Annotated in this window: 16 protein-coding genes; 3 read left to right on the top strand and 13 right to left on the bottom strand. The window is 45.4% G+C overall.

The annotated features are described in order from the left end of the window. Positions 1 to 30 precede the first annotated feature (30 nt). The 6 genes from J2Z65_RS18325 to J2Z65_RS18300 all read right to left on the bottom strand — a co-directional run bounded on the left by J2Z65_RS18325 (position 31) and on the right by J2Z65_RS18300 (position 6720). Positions 31 to 1218 carry a GntR family transcriptional regulator gene (locus J2Z65_RS18325; protein WP_167057632.1) on the bottom strand — a complete coding sequence of 396 codons (1188 nt, stop codon included), beginning with the start codon at positions 1216 to 1218 and terminating at the stop codon, positions 31 to 33. Next, a complete protein-coding gene (locus J2Z65_RS18320) occupies positions 1184 to 2395 on the bottom strand; it encodes a trans-sulfuration enzyme family protein (RefSeq protein WP_167057635.1) in 1212 nt (403 codons plus the stop codon). Before J2Z65_RS18320 ends, J2Z65_RS18325 begins: the two co-directional genes overlap by 35 nt. Further along, positions 2395 to 3225: a carbohydrate ABC transporter permease gene (locus tag J2Z65_RS18315; protein WP_167057638.1), complete on the bottom strand. Its 831-nt coding sequence runs from the start codon at positions 3223 to 3225 to the stop codon at positions 2395 to 2397. Before J2Z65_RS18315 ends, J2Z65_RS18320 begins: the two co-directional genes overlap by 1 nt. Further along, positions 3225 to 4115, bottom strand: coding sequence for a carbohydrate ABC transporter permease (locus tag J2Z65_RS18310; protein ID WP_342357350.1), 891 nt, complete (start codon positions 4113 to 4115; stop codon positions 3225 to 3227). Before J2Z65_RS18310 ends, J2Z65_RS18315 begins: the two co-directional genes overlap by 1 nt. A 57-nt stretch (positions 4116 to 4172) precedes the next feature. Continuing rightward, on the bottom strand, positions 4173 to 5543 hold the full coding sequence (locus tag J2Z65_RS18305) for an ABC transporter substrate-binding protein (protein ID WP_240159679.1): 1371 nt from the start codon (positions 5541 to 5543) through the stop codon (positions 4173 to 4175). A 139-nt stretch (positions 5544 to 5682) separates the two neighbouring features. Then, complete coding sequence (locus J2Z65_RS18300) at positions 5683 to 6720, bottom strand: glycoside hydrolase family protein (protein ID WP_167057641.1); 1038 nt, start codon at positions 6718 to 6720, stop codon at positions 5683 to 5685. A 242-nt stretch (positions 6721 to 6962) separates the two neighbouring features. Between J2Z65_RS18300 and J2Z65_RS18295 the strand changes: the two genes are divergently transcribed. After that, complete coding sequence (locus J2Z65_RS18295; protein ID WP_167057643.1) at positions 6963 to 7835, top strand: AraC family transcriptional regulator; 873 nt, start codon at positions 6963 to 6965, stop codon at positions 7833 to 7835. 112 nt (positions 7836 to 7947) lie between these two features. After that, a complete protein-coding gene (locus J2Z65_RS18290) occupies positions 7948 to 8376 on the top strand; it encodes a hypothetical protein (RefSeq protein ID WP_209856017.1) in 429 nt (142 codons plus the stop codon). A gap of 41 nt (positions 8377 to 8417) precedes the next feature. Here the strand turns inward: J2Z65_RS18290 and J2Z65_RS18285 are convergent, their stop codons facing one another. Further along, the gene (locus J2Z65_RS18285; RefSeq protein WP_167057649.1) at positions 8418 to 10340 is read right to left on the bottom strand and encodes a glucosidase family protein; all 1923 of its coding nucleotides are present in this window, start codon (positions 10338 to 10340) and stop codon (positions 8418 to 8420) included. A gap of 196 nt (positions 10341 to 10536) precedes the next feature. Between J2Z65_RS18285 and J2Z65_RS18280 the strand changes: the two genes are divergently transcribed. Beyond that, positions 10537 to 10740, top strand: coding sequence for a YczF family membrane protein (locus J2Z65_RS18280; protein WP_167057652.1), 204 nt, complete (start codon positions 10537 to 10539; stop codon positions 10738 to 10740). On the opposite strand, the gene J2Z65_RS18275 is transcribed toward J2Z65_RS18280, so the two are convergent. The 6 genes from J2Z65_RS18275 to J2Z65_RS18250 all read right to left on the bottom strand — a co-directional run bounded on the left by J2Z65_RS18275 (position 10699) and on the right by J2Z65_RS18250 (position 17969). Further along, on the bottom strand, positions 10699 to 11817 hold the full coding sequence (locus tag J2Z65_RS18275; protein WP_167057655.1) for a GerAB/ArcD/ProY family transporter: 1119 nt from the start codon (positions 11815 to 11817) through the stop codon (positions 10699 to 10701). The two genes, J2Z65_RS18280 and J2Z65_RS18275, sit on opposite strands and share 42 nt — an antisense overlap. A gap of 24 nt (positions 11818 to 11841) precedes the next feature. After that, positions 11842 to 12981, bottom strand: a complete 1140-nt coding sequence (locus J2Z65_RS18270; protein ID WP_167057658.1) for a Ger(x)C family spore germination protein — start codon at positions 12979 to 12981, stop codon at positions 11842 to 11844. Beyond that, complete coding sequence (locus J2Z65_RS18265; protein WP_167057661.1) at positions 12978 to 14477, bottom strand: spore germination protein; 1500 nt, start codon at positions 14475 to 14477, stop codon at positions 12978 to 12980. The genes J2Z65_RS18270 and J2Z65_RS18265 overlap by 4 nt, the downstream gene beginning before the upstream one ends. A 111-nt stretch (positions 14478 to 14588) precedes the next feature. Next, on the bottom strand, positions 14589 to 15299 hold the full coding sequence (locus J2Z65_RS18260; RefSeq protein WP_167057665.1) for a YebC/PmpR family DNA-binding transcriptional regulator: 711 nt from the start codon (positions 15297 to 15299) through the stop codon (positions 14589 to 14591). Between the two features lie 81 nt (positions 15300 to 15380). After that, on the bottom strand, positions 15381 to 17420 hold the full coding sequence (locus tag J2Z65_RS18255) for a Na+/H+ antiporter (protein ID WP_167057667.1): 2040 nt from the start codon (positions 17418 to 17420) through the stop codon (positions 15381 to 15383). 222 nt (positions 17421 to 17642) lie between these two features. Then, on the bottom strand, positions 17643 to 17969 hold the full coding sequence (locus tag J2Z65_RS18250; RefSeq protein ID WP_167057670.1) for a metalloregulator ArsR/SmtB family transcription factor: 327 nt from the start codon (positions 17967 to 17969) through the stop codon (positions 17643 to 17645). Positions 17970 to 18265 lie beyond the last annotated feature (296 nt).

The raw sequence follows: 18265 nt of genomic DNA, 5'->3' as shown, positions 1-18265 counted from the left end.
TCGATAAATCCTCCTTGTCTATACCTGTGATTACACCTTTGCGGATAAAAAACCTGTGGATTCCCCAAGAACTATGGCCGATTTAACGATCAACTTAGTAGGTTCGGTCATCCTTTCTTTATCGCTAAGCAGGCTAAGCAGCAGTTCAACCGATTTTGATCCGATCTCTTCTTCATGCTGGTCAATATGTGTGAATGCAGGGTTTCTTTCCACCTCTGACAATGGATTGTCGTACATTATAATAGAAAGGTCGTGTGGTACCTTCATTCCTAGATTCTTAACAATGCCGGCTACAAACAAGCCCAACTTCATATTCAATGCGATGTAGGCGGTAGCTGTCCGGTTCATGATGGATTGGTATAGCGGATGTCTCTCCATGGATATCGTGTCCCTCAAATGAAAATCAGTCACGATAAGTGCAGGGTTGATCATGGAGCCTTTTTGTTTTAGCGCTTCCATGTAGCCGCGAATCCGTTCATCCACTGTCATTGTTCCAATGGATATATCGGAGCAAATCGCGATATCTCGATGTCCAAGCTCCCACAAATGGTTAACGGCCATCTGCGCGCTCATCACATTGTCCGAGCAGACACAATGAGTTTCAAAGCCTGGCAAATAACGATCGATGAGCACGAACGGAAATTTATTCATTTTTAATACCAAAATTTCTTCATTATAAGTTTCCGCGTCGATTGGAAAAATAATAAGCCCGGCCGCACCGTTTTGAATCAACTCCTTTATCGCTTCCTTCTCCCGCTCCTGCCGATTGTGAGTGAGCACGATGGTTAGATAATAATCGGAATTTTCCAGAGCCGCATGGATACCTCTTAATAATCGTATCGCAAAGAAATCTTCCAGGAAGGGGAGAACTAATCCAATCATTTTGCGTGAAGAAGCGCGCTTGCCAGGCTCTTGCACTTGCCTAACATCAAGCTGGCTGTTCGGCGAATTCTCATCTGACTTCGCACGAAAGCCCGAGCTAACGAAACTGCCTCTCCCCGGTATTCGGTAGATCCATCCATCTTTCGCGAGCTGCGTAAGCGCATTGGACACCGTCATTCGACTAACGCTGAACTGCTCAATCAACTGCTTCTCCGTTGGGAATTTGCTATTTTCCTCCATCGTTCCTGTAAGGATCAGATGTTTAAAATGCTCTTGAATTTGCAAATACAGCGGTTGTCGTTCATCCGCTTGGGTTGATACCCGAATTCTGCTCATACTGCTCCTCCTCGGAAAGGCTCAGTGCGACGCATCGCCATGCTTGATCCAGATCATGAATTAAATCGTCCGGATCCTCAGCGCCGATATAGAGTCGAACAAGTGTACAAGTTTGCGGATCGTTGGCATTCAAGGCGTTCACATTGACTAAACTTTCGAATCCGCCCCAGCTGGCTCCAATTCGGAAATATTGCAATCGGTCCGCCCATTTTCTTAAAGTAACGAGCGATTCATGGGATTCAAAGGAAAATAAACTGCCGTAACCAGTCATCTGAGTGCGTGCAAGCTCATGCTGAGGGTGATCCGGAAGCCCGGGATGGTTAATCTTACCCACATAAGACTGAATGCTTAAAAATTCGGCAACCTTAAGACCACTTGTTTCATGCCATTGCATCCGCAAAGGAAGTGTACGCAGCCCACGCGTAACCAAGCCCGCGGTTTGCGGCGTCATAATGCCGCCGAATAACATATATTCAGTCGTCATTAGCGGGTCCATCAATCGTTTGGAACCGATGACGACGCCACCTACACAATCGCTATGCCCGGAAATGTACTTCGTAATCGAATGTACGACGAGGCCTACCCCCATTGCGAGCGGATTTTGAAAGCATGGCGTTGCCCACGAGTTGTCGAGGATCGTTTCTGCTCCAATGGATGACGCCAGTTCCGTACACTTGCGGATGTCCTGTAGTTGAAACATCATACTCGTCGGGCTTTCCAAGTACAATAATTTTGTGTTCGATCTCACCGCATTTTTCCAGTCATCCATCGAGCTGCCATCGACGAAGGTCGTTTCAACACCGAATTTCCGCAAATAGTTTCCTAGGAATTCCCTTGTAGGCCCATAAGCTTGATGCGCGCAAATTACATGATCACCCTGACGAACAACCGACATAATTGCTGCTGAAATCGCCGCCATACCGGATGCAAAACACTTTGCCCGTTCCCCTTGCTCCAGCTGTGCAAGCTTATCCTCCAAGTACCTCACGGTAGGGTTATTTCCTCTGGAATATACAAAGTTTTCTTGCTCGTCGAGTCTTGCGAGATTGAATTGCTCGTACGTATCGAACGAAAATAAACTAGTCTGATAGATGGGAACATTGATCGAACCGTGATGGCGGTCATCATGCTCGTCATGGGCCACGATCGAATGCATCTTTTGATTTTCTTTGGGCATTATCCTTTCACCGCCCCTTGAGTTAGTCCCTCCACAATGAACCTCTGCGCGAGGGCGAACAATAGTATTGTCGGGAGTACGGAAAGCACTGTTCCGGCGGACATGGAGCCCCAATCCACATTAAACTTGAGGATAAACGAATTCATTGCAACCGGCAGCGTTTTAAGCGATTCGTTATCAATAAACATGACGGCCAGGAAAAGTTCATTCCAGTTCTGGACGAACGCGAAAATAAACATTGAGGAAATTCCTGGCATCATAATCGGGATAATGACTCGAATTAACGCGGACAACTGGGAACAGCCATCGATCATTGCCGCTTCCTCCAAATTGGATGGAATTCGTTGGAAAAACCCGCGCAGCATGATCGTAGAAAATGGAATCAAAATGACCGTATACATCAAGATTAATGAGATTCGATGGTTGAGCAGATGCATGTTTGACATCATCATATAAAGTGGAGCCAGTGAAATGAAACCTGGAAGCATTTGCGTGACGAAGAACCCGAGCATAATTTGTCTATGTCCGCGAAACCGAAATCGTGCCAGCACATACGCGCTGCATACTGCTATGACGATGACGATCAGTGCAGAAGTAATCGAGACGAGTAGGCTGTTGGCTATATACACATTAAACTTTGAAACTTTGAAAATGTTAATGTAATTCTGCAGTGTGAATTGTTCAGGCCAGTAATGCACGGGGTAACTAAAGATTTCCTTTTGAGGCTTTAACGAGGTAATGACAATCCAGTATAAAGGAAACACCATAAGGACGAAGTAAAAAAAGAGAAAGGCAACCTTCATGAGCCGGTACCAGAATCTTCGCTTCATCAAAAGTCACCTACTTTCTCCGATTTCGTTACCATCAGGTAGAACAGCGTGTACAAGAACAACATGACGATCATGATGACACCAACGGCCGACGCAGCTCCATAATCACCGTCATAAATAATTTTATTAAGCATTAAGGAAGACAAAATATGTGTCGCCCCTCCCGGCCCGCCATTCGTCATGCCGTAAATAAGTGTTGGATCGTTGAAAATCCAGATGACCCGCAGCAGTGTGGTAGCGATAATCGTCGGCATGATGTACGGAATTGTTACATCGAGCAGCTTTCGATAACCGTTAGCTCCGTCGATACTTGCTGCTTCGTACAGTTCGGAAGGAATAGATTGCAATGCCGCCAGCAGCATAATCGTAAAGAAAGCTATTCCATACCATACATTGGCAATAATAACCGATGACATCGCCCATTTGGGATCCGACAAGAATCCAATCCGATCTTCAATCAGTCCGAGACGCAGCAAGAGATCGTTGATAACACCAATTTGAGAGTTAAACAACCACTTCCAAATGAGCCCGATCAGGAATCCGGATAAAGCCCACGGATAGAAAATAAATCCTTGGTACACGCCTCTTCCCCAAAATTTCTTGTTTAGAAACAAAGCCAGAATGAATCCTAATAAAAATTGCAAAATTAACGAAAAGAACACCCAGTACACGCTGTTTTTCAGTGCAGCCAGAAACTGATGGTCTCGAAATGCATCAATAAAATTTTGCATACCGACGAAGTGCACTTGCTTTAAATTGAACAGCTTATACTCTTGAAAAGCCATGACTACCCCTTTGAGGAAGGGATAATAGGTAAAAATCAGTACAAGCAGCAGTGCGGGCAGCAAGCTGGAGAGAATGAATTTTTGCCGAGCACTCAAGTCGAACACCTCCCGGTAAGCAAGCAGCGGCAGGCGATGAACGCCCGCCGCTTCCGACTTTTCCGCTTATTTTTTCAATCCTGCTTTCTGATCCAGCCAAAATTTATCCCATTCCTTTAACGTGTCATCGGCAGATTTTTTATCCAACAAATAGGATTGCTGCCCTTTCATGCTCAGCTCTCCCCAGCTGCCATTGCCCGGATATTTGAACGGTGGCGTAAAGTTGACGAACGTATCTGCTTTTGCAGTCATATCCAGCAGTGTTTTGTAGGGACCCGTTTGGAAGAACGCATCTGCCGTTGCTGACGTATGAATCGGTATCGTGCCGATTTGTTTGGAGAATTCCGTATTCTCTTTCGGACTTGAGAGATAAGAAATCAATTTCCATGCTTCGTTTTTATTTTTGGAATTCGCGGTTATGCCCCATCCTGCCGCTCCTGTGCTGACCAGCGATTTACCGTTTGGTCCCAGAGGCATGGCAGCTGTCTCTAGGGTTTTGGGATCCATTTTATCCTGAAGAACCTTAATAACGTCCGGATCCTGGAGCAAAATGCCGGTTACGCCTGACGTAAAGGCTTGAACTTGATCTTGGAATCCCCAGTTGATGGAGTCCGGTGGCGACGCCTCTTTATAAAGCTTTTTATACAGCTCCAACGCCTGTTTAGCTTCTGGTGTGCTATACACCGTCTTGCCGTCCTTCGTAAATGGCGCGTCGTCAATATTCATGGCTTTGTCATTATAATCGTAAATCATATGGTCGAAGTTACCATTCGCTCCCGGACCTCCCCGGAATGAGAACCCGTATCGATTTTGCTTCGGATCGGTCAGTTTTTTGGCAGCATCCACCAGTTCCTCCCACGTCTTCGGCACAGTTAAGCCCTTGGCATCGAACCAATCTTTCCGATAGAACATTTGTCTTTGATAAAGAGCATTGGCAATAAAGTAAAGTTTGCCGTTCGTAGAACCTACAACTTTGGACGTGCCGGAGAGAGTTTTACTATCCGCCCAATTCGAAGCGTAAGTATCCAAAGGCTCAAGATAACCATTGTTGACGTATTCAGCGATGTTTAGATCCCTGACCTCAAGAATGTCAAGGTCTTGCTTGGCGGCCAGCATCGTTCTTATCTTATTGTCTGCTTGGTCGAATGGCGGCGAGATGAGTTCAACTTTAATGTTCGGATTATCCTTTTGAAACCGCGCGATCGCGTCTTGAAGCAGTTTAGTGCGTTCCGGACTCGTTAAACTTTCGATCATTTGAAGCGTTACTTGTTTGGCAGCAGGCTCAGGAGTCTTCCCGTTATCGCTTGCCGCTGGCGTGGACCCGCTTGGCGTCGCCGTACTGCCAGAGTTTCCGCTGCCACTGCACCCTGCTAAAGAACCCAATAACATGACTCCGGCTAGCAAAGTTGTCCATCCCTTAACTGCAGTTGCCCCCATATCGTGTGGCCTCCCCCTAATTTGTTATATTCAACTATATTGTCTTAAATCATTAGATATGTCTTACCGACTCATGAAAATCAACCATAAAAAAACCGACCTCGGATATCCAGAGGCCGGTTCTTCTATGATTGATCGCTTATTCCGAGGCAATCGGAACTACCATGTTCCACGTATTGGAAGCTTTGGCGAAGCCTCCTTCTCCATCCGCTGTTGCGGCAAACAAATGTGTCGGTTTCCCGTCCTGGAACAGAATAAATGGCCGCTCGAAGCTGCCCATCCTGGTCTCAGTGCCATCATCCCATTTGATTTTTCGGGAATAGGCCTTAGGACTATCCGAGAGGAGCCAGGTTAGTCCATCCTTGGAATAGGCATGGATACCTGCATGCAGCTCCCCGCAGATACGGCCGTCCATATCTTTGGCGATGAGCTCATAGCGTTCGCCCGTATGCCAAATAAACGGATCTTCCAAATGAAACTGAGCAGGCGGAAAAACAGGATTTTCGCTGACTACGCGATAAGAGCCGTCAAAACGGTCAGCACGCGCGGCCCCGATCATCATTTGCCCATGAACATTCCCTTCATATTGGCGCGCTTTGTAAATGAGCAGCACCGAGCCGTCCTTGTGGATACACGGCGCAGGGTTGGAGGTCAGGAAGCTATCAAAACGCCCCGGTCTAGTAGGTAGAATTGGAGCATCCCTTCGTTCCCAAGGGCCGAACACGCTTTTTGAAACAGCCAAGCCTACTCGCTTATTAGCGCGGGCAACGATGCAGCGCGGATCCGAAAGACCGAAATCTTCTCCCGGCATTACGTCTGCCAAAGGGTGAGTAGAGCCCATATAATAAAGCACATAGGTGTCCCCGTGTTTGGTGATATGCGGGTTATGCGTGCTGCGGCCATCCCAATACTCAGCCCCGCGCGCCGGGAGTACAATCTCCTCGAACGTATAGGGTCCCTCCGGCGTATCCGAGACTGCCCTAACGACTTCGGAGTGAACAAGCCACCCCGGGTGCATCGGAACATGTTTGGGCCAACGCGATGCAAACATGTGAAAACGGTCGTCCTCCCCCTTCACGACGGAACCGCACCATACCCAATAGCCTTCCATCCGAAATCCCCCGGATCTCGGGGCTGGCAGCAGCCTGTCATACAGGCCTCGAATTTGAGTTGTCATCGATCTCATCCTTTATCTAAGATAATTGTGAACGTTTCCATGTCTTCCATTGCAGCAGTGACTCTTGTTTATTATCCCGTGATAGATTGATCTTGTATTTAGGGAAATTTCCGCTCGGTTATAAACAATTCCAGCTTTGTTCCTTCAGGAGCCCAATTGACAGCTGATAAAAGCCAGTTTATCCTAAAAAAATGCATGAAATGAAAACATCCTTGCGATATAGCGGGCCAGAGGTGTAACCAATGAACGAATTAACTTCTATCGTTGCAATTCAACCATCCATTCGGGCAGCTCATTACCACGCTTATTCCGGAAGAATAAAAGAGAAGAACAGGTTTGGCTATTGCTTTGCTTTCCATTTCATTGATAAAGGGACTGGCTTTGTGCAAATCAACGGCCGAAGCTATCCTCTAAAAAAAGGAACGCTTGTTTTTATTCCACCTGGCCTTCAGCATTCCTTTCATATATCCGAAACGCAGCCGATCTCCTCTTATGATATGTACTGTGATTTTTTTACGAAGAAAGCCACCATTCAGCATCTTTATTTTGACCCTCTTCATGATTTCGAGCCTGGGCTTTTGACGGAGATCAAGCCAAGCATGGAATTGGACCAACTGACAGGGATCACACAGCTTTCCCGGTATCCAGAGCTCATTCAAACCTTTATCCAAATAGTTCGGATGAATCGATTGGATATTCAGTTTAAAGCCGAAATTGTGAATAGTCTGCTCTACAGCTGGATTCTTCAACTCATTAATCTCAGCCTGTCCGATAATATCCCTGATTACCGCATTCAAAAAATCATTGACCTGATGGAACAGTACCCCGGGATGAATCCACCATATGAGCAATGGTTAGAGTTATGCCAATTAAAAAAATCACAATTCTATAGCATGTTTAAGAAAATGACCGGACTAACGCCTAAAGAATGCTTTTTTCGTATTAAAATGCAGCGAGCTTACGCGACCATTCATGAAAGCGAACGTTCCATCACGTCGATTGCAGAAGATCTTGGTTTTTCCTCGATTCATTATTTCTCGCAGCAGTTTTCCAAATACTTTGGTCTCCCCCCTTCAGAGTTGAGAAAACAGGCCAAAAACATTCTTCATCATTAATGCCTACAAAACGACAACGGTTTTCGAGTAACATTTTAAGTCAAATCTGATAATCTATGAATAAGGATTTTACTAGTCTGAATTCATATCTATGATTAAAGGAGGACTTATCGTGGCACACAAAGTAATCAGTGATGAAGAACTGCTGCTGCTGCTGTCCCCCATTTGCGATAACCAAGAAACTAACTTAGCTGAGAAACCGAAGTTAACCATGAAATTACTATTCGAACTTATTAAGAAACTTAAGGAAGAAAATCTCATTCTATCCAATCGCATAACTGAATACGAGCTTAAACTGGATATGCTGCTTCAAAATAAAGCTGAAGTTGCCAGTACGACAGAAGCAGCTGAGCTTGTCGAACCTTTATCGAAACAAAATGAGATTGATTGCGTTCTCCCCATCGTCACGCTTGCGCCACGATCCGTTCGTCATCCTTCTCAAAGGAAGAAGCCCATGTGGCTCTTATTCATTAGGTCTGTAACGAGATTTTTCTTCCGGCGTCGCAAAGTATTTATCCATACGCATAGAAACGGCATCTGATTATTATTCAGAAGCCGTTTCTTTTTGATTCCTATAGGTGGTTATTTCCGCACCTCAAATGCTGTCCCGATCGCCCCTTCATAGGTCATAGATCCATCGGCATCAGTAACAATAAGTTCAATGCCTGCCCCTTGCCTATTCACGATTAAATCAAATTCTCGACCGAGTGCTTGAATAGAGCGGAGCGCCATGTGGTCCCAACCATCCGGCATTCTTGGCGTACAAATAAAGCTCGTCAATCCCGTTGGCTGGAGTCCAAACATACCCTCCGTTACTATTCGGCAATACAAAGCGCTTTCAGCCGAAAGATGGCGCTGATTCCCTTCCGGAAATGCTTCTACCGCATAAGGGACATGGTTCCCTAGCAGTCTCCGGCTTGAATAGGAAAGCAGATACGCGGTTGCCGCTTCCGTTTCTCCTACGATAAGCATCCCTCGTAAAGCATATAAAGTGGAACGATCCCAGAATGTAGTATCTCCCGCTTGAGTAACTAAACCATTTTCCGACCAGAGCCTTGAAGAAAGCAGGGCTTTGATCGTTCCTGATTTTCGCTTCTCGATCCCCATGACTAATGGCGAACAAATCCACGATCTTAAGATTTCATTCCCGTCGTAATATCGGTAAGTATCAAATCCTTCTACATTTGCACCGAAGTATTTCTCGATCGCATCATAAAGCTCCTTAGCTAAGCAAACATATTGTTTCGCATATTGATCATGACCCAACTCTCTTGCCAAATGAGCGCCGTATTCGTAGGCGGCATAAGCCAAACAGGAAGTTGACAAATTTGCAGAACCACTCGGAAACCTGCCCTCCAGCTCATCGGAATCCGAAGCGATGACGCCGTCTCTGTTTTTTTGCCGATCACAATAATTCAAACTCCACACAATCGCCGGCCATAGTTCGCTTGCAACTTTCGAATCGCCAGATGAGAGTGCAAAAAGGACCGCGCCATATGCATACATAGCTGCATCTCCTCGATCCCCTGCCCCTTCCCATATATCTATACCTTCGGCAATGATAGAGCTTGGAATCGGTTGATAATCGGGTCCCATAAAGGACGTAAACAACCGAAGAGCATTGAGTGTCGCCTCATTCCCAAGTTTATATCCCAAGTAAGGAAATAAAGGTCCGGCATACTCCACTTGGTCATTGGTCCAAATAGCCGCATAGTAGCGTCCACCGCCAGGACCGTGCATAGGGCCATTCTTCGTTTCAAATATACTTTCTGCCGTTCTTAGTTTAGCAAATTCAAACATCCGGTTAAGGACGGGATTTGGCGTTTCCAAGCGTAATTTTTGCTTAATATCCTCAATTAACCAAGTTCTCTTCCTTTCTTCCTTGCAAACATCGAGTTCCTCGTCCTTCTCCTTCAAATGCTTAGCACTAATTCGGATGCCAAATTGACAAGACTCCTGAGGACCAAGCGAATATTCGCCAGCAGCATCATGCGTAACCGCGATGAGGTAAATGCCGGATACACCTTTTACACTTGCGCCAGAGGTTGAAGAACTGATTTTTACAGAAATGAATTGATCCGAAGTATTGCTAATCATGATTTTTTCTAAAACACTTTTCGAGTCCGTTGAGGGAAAGATGGATCTCTCAATCAGCATCCCGTTTTCTTCGATACTCTGTATGCGGATCCGTCCGTTATATTCCACGCGCAGCGGCTTCTCGTTTTTGCTCGGCTTACCGTTTATCCAAATGACCGGCATAGTCTCCAACTCAAAATCGCGGATCAAACTGCCGTGTGTATCATTCGGTATCGTCCTAAGCGTAGGCCAGATCACTTTGCGGGACAGCACAAGTTTCCCATCTTGGTTCACGCCGTAACGGACAATGACGGATACCTTCTTGCCGCTCATTTCAAGATGGTCTTCGTGAGGGATCGCGCGATCTTGCGTTATGTCCCATACGATACCGTCAGCCTGCAAGGTCCATCTCTGTAAATGCTCCTGCATCTTTTCCCCTCCCCGTGATGCCCTGACCGGTTATGAAAGCAGATTCGAAGGTCATATATTAGCGTATTCCTAATGGTTAAGCATATGACTCGCCTGCGAGACGTGCATACGCCAACTATGTTTGGCTAACAATGTATGTAAATGAATGCGCTATCGTAAATTCGTTCTCGATAACAGGCAGAAGGGACAAGCCTTAATGAAAATCATAGTTATTTTTGTACTGCTGCTAGTTGCAATCACCTTGGCAGCAATTGGCATTGATCAACTTGCGGGGATTAGTGTCCAGTCATTTCTTAAGAACTTGAAACAAACCTACGTTCTCTTCGGTCCTGTAGAACTTTTATTAGCCTCTATTTATTTACTGCTTGCCATTACGTTCGCCTTCACGTTGAAGCGATAACTTGCGAAAAGAACCTATGATTAACAGCATGAGCGGAATTGCAATTCTCAGATAAGGATGCACTTGAACGGGCAATATTTTAAGCCCTTCTTTTAAATGATCTGCCATATTTTCCGAAACGATCAGTGAGGAATACAAAATGACAACGGCCACCGGTGCGATTAATCGCCGATGATTGCCGATATGAAATAATTCGGCGGCGCCAATCATTCCTGCGTAAAAATAGATGGACACTTTGAAAAATACGCCCACGATTAGTGTCAGGATTAGCAATGGATCCAGCCGCTGGATAAAGTCCGCGATATTGATCATTCTTACGACAGTCAATAATGGAAAGTTAGATCTTGCGGCCATGTTCGGACCAAGAACCCAAATATCGAAAACTAAAATGATACTAAGAATGATTCCCGTTACCCACATCGCGGTCAGACCGATCTTTAGAGCGCTCTGAGGCTTTGCCAAATACGGGAAAAACATCGTAAACACGATCATCTCCGCGAAAGGAAAGTTGTAAGCGGAGGGAATGGCCGAAATAACGGGCTTCCAGCCTTCCTCCAGAACGGGAAATAAATTTTCCGTTTGTATAACTCCCGATAGAATGATAAAAAGCGCCATCAGGATAAGCATGAACAAATTTAAGAAGATAAAAATCTGGGCCATTCTCGCAAGAGTAGTTAATCCGAGCCATAATACATAGCTGATCGTAACCAACATTGACGAACTGATGATAAACAGCGGCGTATTGTCCAGAATCGTATCAGCCAGCAGCTCGGAATAATCCCTAATATTTCTGGACGCCAAATAAAGGAAGTAAATAACGTACATAAAGCCAAGTAACGAGCCCGCCTGCTTACCAATCACAAGTCTTATGTAGCCGATCAACGTAACATCCGTTCTTTGTTTGAACATTCGGATATAGATGTAGTACAGCACGGAAGCAATGAGCATGGACAATAATGGAACCATCCACGCGTCTTTTCTTGCGGACAAACCGGGATTAAACACAACAGGCGTTCCGATCTCGAAGAGCAGCATAATCAAGAACAATTGCGTTGGTTTCAGCTTCAAGTTCTCCATTCTGACCACTCTTCCTTTCCGATGTTATGTGCTGAACGATTTACTCCTCATCCCTGAACGCCGGATCACAGAAGCCACTTCTACTTTCACCGCTACTTGTGAAAACAGGTCCTTCCATTCGTCCTTTATTTCATGCCAATATCGTTTGTCACTTCTCATTACGGTGCCTCCAAAGCCGAACACATCAAGCTTTTTATGCTGCTCCTGGAGTATGACGGCATCAATCTCGCTTTTAATTTGATTGGACATCTTTTTCTCTAGTTTCGTAATTTCATCCGGATCGGTAAGGTCGATTGCGCAATCATCTTCTCCAATGGAAGCCTCTGCGGTTACTTGAATTTGGATAGATGGTTGGTTGGTTGTCATCAGAGCCCTCACCTTCGTGTCCGATCGGGTAATCACCAAACCGACTCCGTTCTGTTTTGGTTTGCAGCCCAAAGATACGACAGTGCTTCTTATCTTATTCTTAATCCAGAGTAATCCTCTTGCTTCGGGTTCCTCTATCCAGTCGGCCAGCTTTTGATCATTCATCACGGCCAAGCCGGATACCTTTACATCCGAACCAGACAATTGCAGGCCAGGAATAACAGTTGGGATTTGAGGATTAGTCAGATATTCTCCTAATGTCACTTGTAAATTGTTACCCCATATTTTTTGGCTTAACCTCGTTTCTTCCACAATGGAATTAGAAGATATTTTATCCAGTGGTGTAGAGGCCTTCAGAAGGTTATACGCGTCCGAATTTCTCGCGATAAACAGTTGCATTGTAGGTCGGAATTCATCGTTTCGCTCTATAAAATCCAATAGATCACCAATCCCATCGTTCGCCACTTTTTCCGAAATGACGAATAATCGGGAATGAGAGAAAAAAAGCCTTCTCGGCAGTTTTGGAGCTGTACGGCGCGTTGCCTCGAACAACGTTTTCCCGCTTCCTTTGTAGAGGATAATAGGGCCGTTTCCACCGCTCTCCGAGCTCTGTTTTGTCAAAGCTGCTGTTCTTGGAGCTACCACTTGATAGGTTAAAACAAAACCTTCTTCTGGCGTCCCTTTGTCAACCCCGATGCCAGTCACGATGGCTACCTCATTGAGCTCTTCACGATTCCAACAACCGGCCAGAAATAATACAAACAACAATAGCAAGCTGAGAGCAAATTTCCGAATCATTTCCGTTCACCCTGTCCGGTCTTGTCATGTTGTTTTCTTTGAATCATGTTCAGCGGAAAGCGGATTACGGCATCCTTAAGCTTTTGTAAACTGGCAGGAGCAAAAGGGAACATATAAGCAGTACCTAAAGATTCTAGGCTAACCAAATGAGCAAACAATGCGATAAAACTTAACGCGATGCCATATAAACCAAACGTAGCTGCCACAAGCATAAATATAAAACGAATAAGCCGTGTTGAAACCGAAAGTGTATTGGATGGTGTTGTAAAATTGCATATGGCCGTAATGGAAACGATAATAACCATGGCGGATGAAACAAGCCCGGCTGACACAGCCGCCTCACCCAAAACTAGAGCGCCAACAATTGACACCGCTTGTCCCATAACCCGTGGCATGCGGACCCCCGCTTCCCTCAGGAACTCAAAGATAATTTCCATCACCAGCGCTTCAAAAAAAGCAGGAAACGGGATTCCTTCCCGCTGAGCTGCCAAACTGATCAAAAGTGTAGTCGGGATCATTTCTTTATGGAAGGTGGTAAACGCAATATATAATGAGGAGCTGAAAATAGAAATAAAAAAAGCGATGTAACGCAGTACCCGAGTGAATGATCCAAATTGAAATCTTTGATAGTAGTCCTCAGGCGAGTTCATAAATTGGGAAAATGTCGTTGGCAGCAGCAAAGCAAACGGACTGCCGTCAACAAAAACAGCTATTTTCCCTTCCAGCACGCATGCGGTTACAACATCCGGCCTCTCCGTATTAAAGACGGTCGGGAACAGTGAATATTTGTTTTTTTGAAAATATTCTTCGATATAGCCAGAATCCAACACCGTATCGATTTCAATCGACGTAAGCCTCTCTTTTAAATGGGCTACGTTTTCAGGCTTAGCCACGTCTACCATGTACATGAGGGCTACTCTGGTTCCTGTCACTTTACCAACACGCATATTATGGACACGTAATCCAGCATGCAATATGCGTCGCCGGACAAGAGAAATATTGGTTTCCAAAGCTTCGATAAAAGAGTCCTTAGGACCGCGGATGACAGCTTGTGTCGTCGGCTCTGATACGGGGCGGCCTTCCATCGCTTTAATCGAACAGACTATGGCTTGACTGCAATCATCTACGAATATGATGGCGCTGCCCATTAACAAAGCATTCATCATATCGTCCCATAAATCAGTGATATGAACATTGCACGTTGTTAACGCTATTTCTTCCAAATAACTCAGTACGTCCGGCTTGCCAAGCAATTCGGATTTGTAATCCAACGTTCGCAGGATGATATCATTGATTTGCTGTACATCTGACATCCCGGAGAAATAAACGAGACCCGCACTCATTAGAACAGGATCATCTAATTCAATCATCCGAACATTCAGATCATCCGTTTGACCCAGATCTTCCTTCAATCTGGTTAAGTTGATTTGAAGATCTGTACTCATACAGGACTGCTGCCGGGAGTGGGGAATAGCCGAGTTCGTCTGGTTGTTCATCAGGATGCTATCCTTTCCAACGTTCTACAACTATATTTTCCCAAATTCCTTTTATTATGATAAAAAAAGATCCGCGCTGAGCGCGGATCTTGACAACTAGTCCTCTATGAATTATTCCACGTTATGATAAACCTGCTGTACATCCTCTAAATCTTCCAAAGCATCAATCAACTTATCGAATTGGACTTGTGCTTCATCTGATAGCGATACGTTGTTTTGAGCCAGCATCGTTAATTCTGCGATGGAAAACTCCGTAACTCCAGCTTTTTTGAATGCTTCTTGAACCGCATGGAACTGTTCCGGATCTGCATAGACCATAACCATCTCATCTTCTTCAACAATGTCACGGATATCAACATCAGCTTCCAGTAAAATTTCCATGACGTCATCCATGCTCTTATCTTCGATCCCGATTACTGCAGTAGCATCGAACATGTAAGCCACAGAGCCGCTTACGCCCATATTGCCGCCATTTTTGCTGAATGCTGCACGAACAGCCGGAGCGGTACGATTCACGTTATTCGTCAAAGCATCCACAATGACCATTGAACCGTTAGGTCCGAAGCCCTCATAACGAAGCTCCTCATAAATTTCATCGGAGCTGCCTTTTGCTTTATCGATGGCGCGATCAATAATCGCTTTCGGTACATTGTAAGTTTTCGCGCGTTCGAGTACTACTTTTAATGCACGATTCGCTTCAGGATCGGGTTCGCCCTTTCGTGCCGCCACATAAATTTCAAGTCCGAATTTCGCGTAAATTCTACTTGTATTTGCGTCTTTAGAGGCTTTCTTCTCTTTAATGTTATTCCACTTACGGCCCACGTTTGTTCCCACTTTCTTTTTTTATCTCATAACACATAATAACCTATTTTCATTCAAAATGTAAAAATAAAATCTCGCCATTTATCCAATCTCCTCAAGCTCATAAAGCGAAGCTTCTCTGTTCCGAATGATTCGCCGCAGCAAGGATGCCATGTCGCGTGTGATGTCTCCGCTCTCGAAAAAATGTTGCACGGCATCGCGCTCCGCCTGTATGGCGATCCAGTGCAGCTCGCGCCGGCAATCATTGAACGAGGCATCCTTGCGCCGCGAACCGAACGTGAATCTACGCAGCCTGTCCAGCATTTGCTGGTAATAGTCGAGCACGCCTTCTGTTGCTTCATCGCTCTGAAGAGCGCAGCGCTTGGAGAATTCATCGACGACGGCTTGGCTGCATTGCATTTTGAGCGTTCGGATCTCTGCTATATCGGGCTCAGCGAAGCTGGCAGCCAAACGCGGCTGGAAGATGGCATTGATAGCGATTTTTAGTCGCCGCCATAAATTTTTGACGAGAACTTTCCCCAAGTCCAACTTATTCGCAAGAATGAGCTCTATTTGTTCCAACATATTTAAATAATAATTCGCTTGTTCCCGGCTCACTTGCCCGCTTTCCAAACGATCGTTCACATATTTGCGCTCTATATCCAGTGCCAGCAGGCGCATCCCTGCTTCTTCTTGTTGAAAGCGCGGCAGTCGTCTTACTTTGCCGTCTTTTTGTCCGAGCTGCTGCATCATTAATTTATAATCGCCAATCACGGTATCTACGGCGACCTCGTTTTTCTCGCTGCTCATTTTCTGTAGAGCCCGTACTGCAGCAGTCATAACCTCCAATTGCCACTCACGCTCCATACGTTCTCTTTCAGCGTCTCCCTCTGTACTCTTCTGCTTGGCAAGCAGCGGAAGGACGATGCTCGCCGTCAGGAGCGAAAACAATATGACGGAGGCAGCAAGGAAGATTATAAGATCACGTTGCGGGAATGGATCGCCATTTTGTAAGATAAGCGGAATGGAGAACGCACCCGCCAGCGTTACCGTTCCACGAACACCCGAAATTGCCGTTAACGTCATCATACGCATGCTGGGTACCTCTTGATTCTGATTCCCGAACCAGCGCCCGCCTCTTGCGAATAGTAGCGTCCATACAAATCGCAGAACTAGCAGAAGAACGAATATGAGAATGGCATACCCGATAACTTTGAAATTATCGAAATTCGGATCACTTAGAATCGTTCGGGACACTCCCGGGATTTGCAAGCCCAGAAGGACAAAGACCAAACCATTTAGAACAAACAAAATGACAGACCACGTTGCATTGGATACGTTTTGGAGGCTAGGCATCGTAAACGCCATACGCTCATTCTCGATAGCATGCACCAGTCCACCAGCAACCGCCGCCAAAATCCCTGATACACCAAGCTCCTCGGCAATCAGAAAGAGCAGAAAAGGCGTTAAAATTTGCAAAAGCATGTGCATCGTTTCATCCTCAAGACCTGCCCTACGCAGCAGCTGGCGTAGGCCTATTATGAGAAAAGCGACAAGAGCTCCGACCAGTAGTCCGCCAATGGAGATGACGAGGAAACTGAGACTTGCTTTCGGTAATGAAAAAACACCTGTGACTGCCGCGGCAATGGCGAACTTGAACGCAACGAGACCCGATGCATCGTTCATTAAGGCTTCCCCTTCCAGCAGTCGTTTCAAGCTTTTGGGCAAATGAATACGACCAGCCAGGGAGCTGACGGCCACGGCATCTGTAGGTGAAAGGATCGCTGCCAGACCGAATGCCGCCGCGAGTGGGATCGAAGGAATCAACCAGTGGACGACATATCCAACGACACATACCGTTATGAAAACGAGCCCTACCGCCAGCAGCAGTATCGGTGCGCGTAATTTCCATAGTTCATCCCGCGGCGTATGCTTGCCATCGTTGTACAACAGCGGAGCAATGAACAAAAGGAAAAACAATTCCGGTTCCAGGTGCAAGTGTATACCTAACGGTAAAATCACCAGAACAGCCCCAAGTGCGATTTGGATAAGGGGGACGGGAATGAACGGAACAAAACGGTTCACGACATTGGATACGCCGATCAGAACCAGCAGCATGAGAATGATAATAAATACGCTCAAAACGTTAACACTCCTCTCCGTTTTAGTTCAATATTTGAATGTAGACAACCTAAGTTGCTTAGCTATGCGATACAATTAGAACTAAAATTGCTTTTAGTATTTCAATATTTTTCTAAAGAATCCTTCCCGATACATGCAAAAAAACGGCATCCGATCATGTAGACCGATTGACGTTTTCTGATACGTTCATGATTATTCAAATTGTTGAGTGACCGATTGCATTTATAAGTCTTCCTTTAATAATTGGTCTAAAAGCAGCATTCTTTCTTTCCAGAACTTCTCGTAAAAGGATACCCAATCCTGAATTTCTTGGAGTGGAGCAGCATTCAGCCGATAACGCGTTTCTCTGCCTGCTTTGCGATCTGTGACGAGATTGGCCTCTTTCAGAATCGTCAAATGCTTGGAAACAGCGGTTCGCCCCATCTGGAAATGAACCATTAACTCATGCAGCGGCATTTCTTCTATATTTGCCAAGAGTTGCAGCAGTTTTCTGCGGGTTGGATCAGCCACAGCGTCGTAAACATCTCGAATCGGGTTATTTTCGCTCACAACCCACAACCGCCCTCTCCTAATCTTTGTCGATAAAATGAGCCACCAAATGATGCCTGGCAAAATAATACGGCACTATTTGGTGCCATGTCAATCGCCAGGTTGAATGATTTTCGGAAAGCGCTTCATTACTTTCGCTATATCCGCTCCATTTTCGATCAATGTTCACGAATTTGAAATATTTTCAATTATAATTTTACTGGCAAACGGTGTAAAATATCTAAATACGGTTTATATCCAATTGTGTCGATGTTGATTGACATTTTCATATGTGAAAAATGTTACAACCATTTGGG

The organism is Paenibacillus aceris (assembly GCF_017874035.1).
GTDB lineage: Bacteria > Bacillota > Bacilli > Paenibacillales > NBRC-103111 > Paenibacillus_E > Paenibacillus_E aceris.
The sequence above is the reverse complement of the archived record's forward strand: the minus strand, read 5'-3'. Positions and strand labels throughout refer to the sequence as shown.

What these genes read in the sequence shown, in the direction of transcription:
- J2Z65_RS18325 (WP_167057632.1), bottom strand. Translation starts at nt 1,218, where the DNA reads ATGAGCAGAATTCGGGTATCAACCCAAGCGGATGAACGACAACCGCTG.
- J2Z65_RS18320 (WP_167057635.1), bottom strand. Translation starts at nt 2,395, where the DNA reads ATGCCCAAAGAAAATCAAAAGATGCATTCGATCGTGGCCCATGACGAG.
- J2Z65_RS18315 (WP_167057638.1), bottom strand. Translation starts at nt 3,225, where the DNA reads ATGAAGCGAAGATTCTGGTACCGGCTCATGAAGGTTGCCTTTCTCTTT.
- J2Z65_RS18305 (WP_240159679.1), bottom strand. Translation starts at nt 5,543, where the DNA reads ATGGGGGCAACTGCAGTTAAGGGATGGACAACTTTGCTAGCCGGAGTC.
- J2Z65_RS18300 (WP_167057641.1), bottom strand. Translation starts at nt 6,720, where the DNA reads ATGACAACTCAAATTCGAGGCCTGTATGACAGGCTGCTGCCAGCCCCG.
- J2Z65_RS18295 (WP_167057643.1), top strand. Translation starts at nt 6,963, where the DNA reads ATGAACGAATTAACTTCTATCGTTGCAATTCAACCATCCATTCGGGCA.
- J2Z65_RS18285 (WP_167057649.1), bottom strand. Translation starts at nt 10,340, where the DNA reads ATGCAGGAGCATTTACAGAGATGGACCTTGCAGGCTGACGGTATCGTA.
- J2Z65_RS18280 (WP_167057652.1), top strand. Translation starts at nt 10,537, where the DNA reads ATGAAAATCATAGTTATTTTTGTACTGCTGCTAGTTGCAATCACCTTG.
- J2Z65_RS18275 (WP_167057655.1), bottom strand. Translation starts at nt 11,817, where the DNA reads ATGGAGAACTTGAAGCTGAAACCAACGCAATTGTTCTTGATTATGCTG.
- J2Z65_RS18270 (WP_167057658.1), bottom strand. Translation starts at nt 12,981, where the DNA reads ATGATTCGGAAATTTGCTCTCAGCTTGCTATTGTTGTTTGTATTATTT.
- J2Z65_RS18265 (WP_167057661.1), bottom strand. Translation starts at nt 14,477, where the DNA reads ATGAACAACCAGACGAACTCGGCTATTCCCCACTCCCGGCAGCAGTCC.